This window comes from Williamsoniiplasma lucivorax ATCC 49196 (genome assembly GCF_000518285.1).
Classification (GTDB): domain Bacteria; phylum Bacillota_I; class Bacilli_A; order Mycoplasmatales; family Mycoplasmataceae; genus Williamsoniiplasma; species Williamsoniiplasma lucivorax.
In genome coordinates this window covers 1-4,937 of sequence record NZ_JADH01000025.1, presented here as the reverse complement: position 1 = coordinate 4,937, position 4,937 = coordinate 1, and the positions used below count along the sequence as shown (strand labels likewise).

Genomic DNA, 4,937 nt, shown 5'->3' with positions numbered 1-4,937 from the left:
AAAAATGTTGTTTTTTTGTGTCTACTTTATTTTAGATGTTCACACTTTCAAGTGTTGTTTTTTTATTTTTAAATAAAATGAAAAAAGAGTCCAAGACTTATAAATTTACAATTTAATTTTGAGACATTTCTATTTACCTATTGAGAGAAAAAAGCGATTATTAGTCGCTTTTTATTTGGATAAAATACAAACCAAATCTTTATCTGTTGTAATGCTTGGGTTGATATAGGGCAGAAATTCATTAGAAACAGCTTTATTTTCATAAGCTTTTAAAACCAAATCTTCAGCATCAAATTTAAATTTTTTTAAAGTGATCGTGGTTTTGCTTTTGGCATAAAAAGAAACATATGTAATATCTTGATATAAATTAAAATCAAGGATTGTTGTGCCTTTTTTAATTTTAAAAATAACAGATTCATCATTAATAAATTCAATATCATATCTAAATACTAAATCTAAAATGGAAAAATTTTTATCATATCTTTTTGTGGGCACAGCCACAAAAAAGATTTTATTATGCGGTAATTTAAGTGCTTCTTTAATAGCAATTTCGCCATCTAAAAATTCTTTTTCTCGATCATACAATTTAAATGTTTTGGAATTTTGTTCAATCACCTTTAATTCTTCTTTAGTGACTTTATCAAAATCCCCAACCGACATCATTGGTTCAATACCTTGATGAATTAAATCCAAAGCTCCACGCTCAACGCCAATAAAAAGTGCATTCGGGATTTTTTTATATTTTAAATTTGTTTTAGCTGTGACAATAAAAATATTTGGTTTCATTATTTTAATTTTTCCAATCTTTCACTAAAGTCTTTTTGACCGAATAAATAACTTCCCGCCACAGCCATATCTACTTTATGTTTTTTGACAACTTGAAAAGTTTGTTCATTAATCCCACCATCAACTTCAACTGTATAATGATAGTTGTGCTCTGAAGCTAGCATTTTTAAATCATGAATTTTTTGGGCAGCTTCTGGAATGAATTTTTGACCACCAAACCCAGGTTCAACAGTCATTACTAAGACATTATCAAGCAAAGGTAGAAATGGTAAAATTGCTTTAATTTTAGTTCCAGGTTTCAAGGCTAAAGAAGCTAAAATATGATTTTGTTTGCATAGATCAATAAATTGATAAGTTTCTTTTTTTGACATTGCTTCAAGATGCATTGTCATCATTGCTGGTTTTGTTTGCAAATATTCTGTAAAAAAATCTGTAAAATTTTTACTTTTGACTTTGACCATGAAATGAATATCAATTTTAAAATTAGTTTGGCTTGTTAAATCTTGTAAGATTTTGGCCCCAAAAGTTAAATTGGGGACAAAATCATAATCCATGACATCATAGTGTAATCATTGAATTTTATTTTCCTGACATCTTTGTAGATCTGCTTTTAAATTATAAAAATCAGCCGATAACAAACTTGGTGCTATTTCTATTTTTTTCATGTAGTTGTCTCCTTTTTTAATTTTATCTCTGAAATGATTTTAATGTAATCATCATAAATAAATTTTGGTAATTTATCTTCTATTAATGCTTGTTTGACAGCGCATTTAATTTCATTATCATGCAAGCAATTTCTAAATTTACAATTAGCATGCAACTCTTGAAATGGTGCAAATGTTGAAGCAATTAGTTCAGGTGAAATGTTTTTAATTTCAAAAGAAGAGAAACCAGGTGTATCACCAATTAAAATATTTTTTGGTAGTTGATATAAACAAATTGAAGTAGTTGTATGTTTCCCACGATTTAATGCTTTGGAAATCTCTTGGGTTTTAATTTGGTCTTCAAATTTTAAAAAGTGGTTAATTGTTGTTGATTTGCCAGCTCCTGTTTGACCAGTTAAAACCGTAATTTTATCTTTTAAAATATTTTCCAACTTATTTAATTCTTGCCGATCAACATCTTGATTATTTAAAACAATTATTGGAATATTGAGTTTAACAAATCATTGCATCGCCATTTTAGTTTGTTCATCATCGTGATTTAATAAATCTTTTTTAGTAAAAATGATAAATGCTTGAATATTTTGAGAATTTAAATAAGCCATCATTTTTAGTAAAACAAAGTGATCTAATTTTGGTTCTTTTAAAGCAGCAACAATGCCAATTTGATCAACATTTGCAATTTTAGGGCGATATAATTCACTCTTGCGTTGAGCAATTTTAATGATCATAATTTGACGAGAATCAATCATTTCAAATTCAACAAAATCACCAACCATTGGGATTGTGGTTTGTAAAATTCCACCTTTTAAACTTGCTTGGTAAATCTTGTTATCCACTAACACTTCACTTGTATTGCTACCAATTTTTATAATTACACCTTGTTTCATCAATTAACCTGCCAAAACCAAAATTACGAGTACTAAAAAGACCACAACAATTAAAATTCAAAATGGAATGATAATTTTCTTTTCAAACATTTTAAAAAAAAGTTTATATTTGAATTCTCGTGATTTTTGTAATTGTTTGCTCACAAATTTTTTGTCTTTAATTTCACTGAATAGTGGTAGTTCTTTCGCATTGTTATTATCTAAAATGTGTTGTAATTCATCTGTGAATTCTTTGAAAGTTGCAAAACGATCATTCACATCTTTTGCTAATGCTTTAACAATAATATTTTCTAATGCTTGGGGAATGTTTGGATTAAACACTCTTGGTCGCACTATCTCTTCTCTGATTTGTTGGTTTAAAATATAGCGATGTTTTTGGTTATCACCTTTGTTAGTTTTAGGAAAAATAACAAATTGTTCAAAAGGAGCAACCCCAGTTGAAAACTCATAAAGCATAATTCCAACTGAATAAATATCGCTTTGGGTATAACTAGTTTTAAAGTCTCATGATTGTTCAGGAGAAGCAAATTTAGGTGTCCCTTGAAACGATTCAAAAACCGGATTATCATATTTCAAAATATCTAAAAAACGGGCAATCCCAAAATCTGAAATTTTAACCACTTCATCTTTGGTGACCATAATGTTTCCGGGTTTAATATCACGATGAGTAATTCCGGCATTGTGAATTTCTGATAAACCTTGAGCAATTTGAGAAAAGTAATAAATAATTTCTCTTGTTGATAATTGGCTAAAATAATGTTGAAAAATTTGGCTAAAATTTTGTTTGCCATCAACAAGTTCTAAAACCATGTAAAAATAAGAATCAATTTGAGCAAAATTTTTCAAACCCACAACATTTTCAGAAAAACTAAATTTAGCTAAAGCATCTTTTTCTAAATTTAATGATTGTTCAGTTTTTAAACGTTCTTCAGGAGTTGAATCAAGATCCATTTGCATCACTTTTAAAGCGACAAAAGGTTTTGTTTTAGCAGTTGAACTAAGATCTTGTGCTTTAAAAACCAAGGCAAATCCCCCATAGCCAATTTCTTCTAAAATTAAATATCTTCCTGCAAAGATATCGCCAACTTTCATCGCATCTTTAGCTGGTCTAGAAATCATTATTTAACCTCCACTAAAACGATAGTTAAATTATCGGTGGAAAGATTAGATTTAGCCACATTAATTAATTCTTTAGCTTTTTTCTTTAAAGTTGTGTTTGATTCTAAAACATCAATAGTTGTTTCATCATCAAGATAATCATGCATACCATCACTGGTTAAAAAATATAAACCTTTTGGTTCATTAATTAAGTATGTATCAACTTTTAAAGTTTTAATTGGCCCTAGGGCTGAAGTTAAAACTTTTCAATAAGTGATTTCGTTCAAACGTGGACCGAATTTTTCAGCTTTATTCACTCTTTCGCGTTCATCTTGTGTTGTTTCATTTCAAAGATTTTGATCTTTGGTAATTTGATAAATTTTATCATTGGTAAATTTATGAATACGCGAATCACCAATGTTAATTACAAAGCCTTTGTGATTAACAAAAAGAATTGCTGTTAGTGTTGTCCCCATATCCATAATTGCTGGTTTTTTATTAGCAGTGCTTTTCATCACTTTTAAAATTTTATTAATACTTTTTCTTAATCAAACATTAATTTCAGCATTAGTTAAAGCAGAAAAATCAGTTTGTTTAAATAAACTCATAAATTCATCAACAGCAATTTTGGAAGCGACTTCACCACCAATATGACCACCAAGCCCATCACAAACAATCGCAAAAAAACCATCTTGGTTGTTGGTGGTAAAACCAAAATTATCTTGGTTGTTTTTGCGATAGTTGCCAACATCTGTTAGACCAACTGCTTTATATTTCATTTGTACCTCTATTACATAGATTTTAACAAAAAAACACCTATTTCTTTTTGATTTTTTTAACTAGATAAAAAAATGAACATAAAGAAACTAATCCTAAAAATCCAACCAAGACCCAAATTAAGACATCTTTTGATTTTTCAATGACCACAATTTGATCAACTTTGGTTTTGCCTGGACCAACTTTTTTAAATGTTAATGGGACTGCGCCATAGTAAATTTCTCGGCGATTACTTAGTAAATATTGTTGATTAACTTCTTCAATACTTCATTCTGCAGGATTAAAAGGTAAATTATTTTTTTCTAAAAATTGGGTAATTAAATATGTTTTTAAATCAGTTTGAGCAGGTAAAATAAAATCACCAAAATCAAAGTTGAAATTTGTGTAGTTTACAAGCGAAAATGTCAGTAAAATCAAAAAATTAGAGGAATCTTTTTAATTTTGAATGTTTATTGAAAAAAATGAAGTTTGAAGCATGTCAAGGGCTTGGCATTTTTGGGACTTTTGTGTTTTCAAAAACATCTTGTGGCAATGTTTTCTTGTTGTGGTAAAGTAATTCATCATTAGTTAATCTTAAAAAATAAATGCGATTATTGTGCGAACAGTATAGCTGACCACTAACTGTTTCCATGACCATAATTTTAGTTTTGGCCATAATATATAAAGGTTCGAATTTTTCACAAATGAAATACTTATTCCCGTTGTAAAGAATTGTATGATCTTG

6 protein-coding genes and 1 pseudogene are annotated in these 4,937 nt (G+C 28.6%); all 7 read right to left on the bottom strand.

Going from position 1 to position 4,937, the window contains the following annotated elements; all coding sequences use genetic code 4:
• Nucleotides 1-171: 171 nt before the first annotated feature.
• A complete protein-coding gene (locus tag P695_RS0104720) occupies nucleotides 172-786 on the bottom strand; it encodes a thiamine diphosphokinase (RefSeq protein WP_028127075.1) in 615 nt (204 codons plus the stop codon).
• The gene (locus P695_RS0104715; RefSeq protein ID WP_028127074.1) at nucleotides 786-1,451 is read right to left on the bottom strand and encodes a ribulose-phosphate 3-epimerase; all 666 of its coding nucleotides are present in this window, start codon (nucleotides 1,449-1,451) and stop codon (nucleotides 786-788) included. The genes P695_RS0104720 and P695_RS0104715 overlap by 1 nt, the downstream gene beginning before the upstream one ends.
• Nucleotides 1,439-2,338: a ribosome small subunit-dependent GTPase A gene (rsgA, locus tag P695_RS0104710; protein ID WP_035026611.1), complete on the bottom strand. Its 900-nt coding sequence runs from the start codon at nucleotides 2,336-2,338 to the stop codon at nucleotides 1,439-1,441. Before rsgA ends, P695_RS0104715 begins: the two co-directional genes overlap by 13 nt.
• 3 nt (nucleotides 2,339-2,341) lie before the next feature.
• Nucleotides 2,342-3,457 (bottom strand): serine/threonine-protein kinase, encoded by a 1,116-nt coding sequence (locus P695_RS05695; protein ID WP_051437402.1) that lies wholly within the window; start codon nucleotides 3,455-3,457, stop codon nucleotides 2,342-2,344.
• Nucleotides 3,457-4,215: a PP2C family protein-serine/threonine phosphatase gene (locus P695_RS0104700; RefSeq protein WP_028127072.1), complete on the bottom strand. Its 759-nt coding sequence runs from the start codon at nucleotides 4,213-4,215 to the stop codon at nucleotides 3,457-3,459. Before P695_RS0104700 ends, P695_RS05695 begins: the two co-directional genes overlap by 1 nt.
• 37 nt (nucleotides 4,216-4,252) lie before the next feature.
• The gene (locus tag P695_RS0104695; protein ID WP_028127071.1) at nucleotides 4,253-4,630 is read right to left on the bottom strand and encodes a hypothetical protein; all 378 of its coding nucleotides are present in this window, start codon (nucleotides 4,628-4,630) and stop codon (nucleotides 4,253-4,255) included.
• A 4-nt stretch (nucleotides 4,631-4,634) separates the two neighbouring features.
• Nucleotides 4,635-4,937, bottom strand: a pseudogene (locus tag P695_RS06205) (ISNCY family transposase); the annotation flags it as partial.